Genomic DNA, 2,824 nt, shown 5'->3' on the forward strand with positions numbered 1-2,824 from the left:
CCGGCGGTTTCTCCCGCTTTTAGAGCACCCTTCCATTGAAAACTCCGCGGTGTTTTTCCCTTGGTGCCATAAATAATAGTGAGGCTCCGAAGTAGTTCTGCGCCCAGGTTGCGAAAGGAAATAACCGGGTTGATACCCGCCGGGTTGATTCTTGCATGAACATCTTTTTTGGATGGTACTATAATATCTTCCATCGCAACATCCTGTGCTGAACGGTATGCACCATATTCTACCAGGTACGCCGAAATAACCTCCGTTGCACTGGGCTTGGTGGATTGATAAGGTTCCATTCTGATCGCCAATTCGTGCTGGCGGTTCGGTGCAACCGAAAGTTCATAACGATCGGCATGTTTTAATTCGCCCGGGCACCAGTAGGCACGATCAATTACCCAGGTGCCGGCCTGGGGATAGAGTGGGTTATCGCCGCATTTTTGCCAGATATCGCGTTTGTCGATCAGGGTTTTATTGAAATGTATCTCCCGGTATCTGCTGCAAAATTCACCACAACCGGCCGGGTCCATTCCGTGGCCGGTCTGGTATACCAGGAAACGGCCATGGCGGGTTTTGGAAGAGGAGGTAAAGGAAACGGGTTTAAGCGAAGCTTCAATGGGTTTGCTGGAGTCGCCATACGCAAAAAAACCTTCGTAAATGCGATGAAAAGCCAGTGGCGGCAAAGCCGGGGGGCCGTAGCTTATGTCAAATTGAACGCTTATTTTCCAGCCCCGGTCATTATTGGGCTCATAACCAGAATGGCGGTATTCGACTTCTACACTGTCTCGCAGCAGCAGGCTAAAGTCCGTAATATCGGTTTCCCATTCAAAATTCCATTGTTTACCAAAAGCTCCTCCGTAGGGGGTCAGCATTCGCCCGATTTCATAACCCAGGTCAGGCGCCAGCTGGCCGCCTTTGCGGCGAATCCGGATCTGGTCCATATAATCCCAGTCGGCACAGCGAAGTGTATCCGGACAACCAAATTTCACCCGTAACTTAATTTTCCGGATCGGGGTGGAGGCGGCCGGAAATTTTCCCCATCCCAAATAAGACTTGGTACCCTGGGAAGGGTCGGTTACAACAGTAATTCGATCGTGTGTGGTAATCGTCTGGACGGCGGGCTTCTGGGCGGCTGCTGAAGCAGTAAGCAGGCAGGTAAGAGCACCCGCAAGCAGCAGGCTTTTGCTACGTTTAATCAGTTGAATCATGCGGCAATATCCCAAACCATTCGCAAATTTTCCTCCTTAATTTTGCTCAATCCTGCTACCTGCCAGTTGCTCTTCTGGCTTTTCCCCCATTCCCCCTAATTTTGCCGGTTCATGAAACATCTTAAAAGTTTGAATCAATACCTGTGGAAGTATCGCTGGCGATTCTTTTTGGGGATATTGTTTATCATATTGTCTAACTACTTCAGAATCCTTGCTCCGCAGATTACCCGTTTTATTATTGATGCGGTAGAACAGAAACTTCCGGGGTATAACGGGGGAAAGGTTACCAGTTATGACTGGCTGGTATATGAACTGGTGGATTTTACCCGATCGCTCTCTTTTAGCCGGCTGGTGGTTGTATGCGGGCTGGTATTACTGGGAACGGCGATCCTCAGTGGTTTTTTTCTTTTTTTGATGCGGCAGACCATTATCGTAATGAGCCGCCATATTGAATACGACCAGAAAAATGAAATTTACCAGCACTACCAGCAGTTGGATATGAGCTTTTACAAAAAAAATCGTACGGGCGATCTAATGAACCGGATTACGGAAGATGTTAGCCGGGTGAGAATGTATACCGGTCCGGCTATTATGTATTTTGTGAACCTGGCATTTACCATTACTTTCTGCCTGGTTTATATGGTACAGGCCAATCCCAAACTGACCTTGCTGGTTTTATCGCCCCTGCCATTACTGGCAATTACGATTTACCTGGTTAATACCAATATTCATCGCAGAAGCGAACGGATCCAGGCACTTTTGTCTCGGCTAACGACCACCGCACAGGAGTCCTTTTCCGGAATCCGGGTAATCAAATCTTTTGTACAGGAAAAGGCACAGCAGGCTTATTTTGAGGAGAACAGTGAAGAATACCGGAAAAACACCATCGGGCTGGCTAAAATGGAAGCGATTTATTTTCCTACGATGGCCCTGATGATTGGTATTTCAACCCTGCTAACCATTTTGATCGGGGGTATTTATGCCATGCAACCCGGTACCAATGTAACTACTGGTATGCTGGCCGAATTTGTGATGTATATCAATATTCTTACGTTTCCGGTAAGTGCCATTGGCTGGACGGCCAGTATGATTCAGCGCGCTGCTGCTTCTCAAAAACGTATTAATGAATTTTTGGATACGGTTCCCGCCATCCGGCAGCCGGAAAACCCGCAAAAGCCGGTTATAAACGGAAATATCCGGTTTAATAATATCAGCTTTACCTATGAACACACGGGCATAAAAGCCATCAATAAGCTGAATTTTGAGATCCGCCAGGGAGAAAAAGTTGCCATTATTGGCAGAACCGGCAGCGGAAAAACCACCCTTGCACAATTACTGCTCCGGTTATTTGATACAGATTCCGGTAGCATCGAACTGGAGGGGGTGGAGCTTGCTAAAATTGACCTGGCTTACCTGCGGAAGCAGGTGAGTTATGTGCCCCAGGATGTGTTTTTATTCAGCGACAGTATCCGGAATAATATCGGATTTGGCGTACAGAAAGTGGACCAGGATTCGATCGAAGCGGCTGCAAAAGCAGCAAGTATTCACCAGGAGATCATGGGTTTCAGCCAGCAATACGATATGGTAATCGGGGAGCGGGGCGTTACCCTGAGCGGGGGCAGAAA

At 47.9% G+C, this 2,824-nt stretch carries 2 protein-coding genes; one reads left to right on the plus strand and one right to left on the minus strand.

Annotated elements, in window-relative coordinates; genetic code table 11:
• The coding region (locus A1D16_RS21455; RefSeq protein WP_290713726.1) for a peptide-N-glycosidase F-related protein at nt 1-1,199 on the minus strand (1,199 nt) is incomplete at its 3' end.
• Between the two features lie 111 nt (nt 1,200-1,310).
• Between A1D16_RS21455 and A1D16_RS21460 the strand changes: the two genes are divergently transcribed.
• On the plus strand, nt 1,311-2,824 hold a 1,514-nt coding region (locus A1D16_RS21460; protein ID WP_290713729.1), incomplete at its 3' end, for an ABC transporter ATP-binding protein.

This window comes from Flavihumibacter sp. CACIAM 22H1, from assembly GCF_001601815.1.
GTDB lineage: Bacteria > Bacteroidota > Bacteroidia > Chitinophagales > Chitinophagaceae > Flavihumibacter.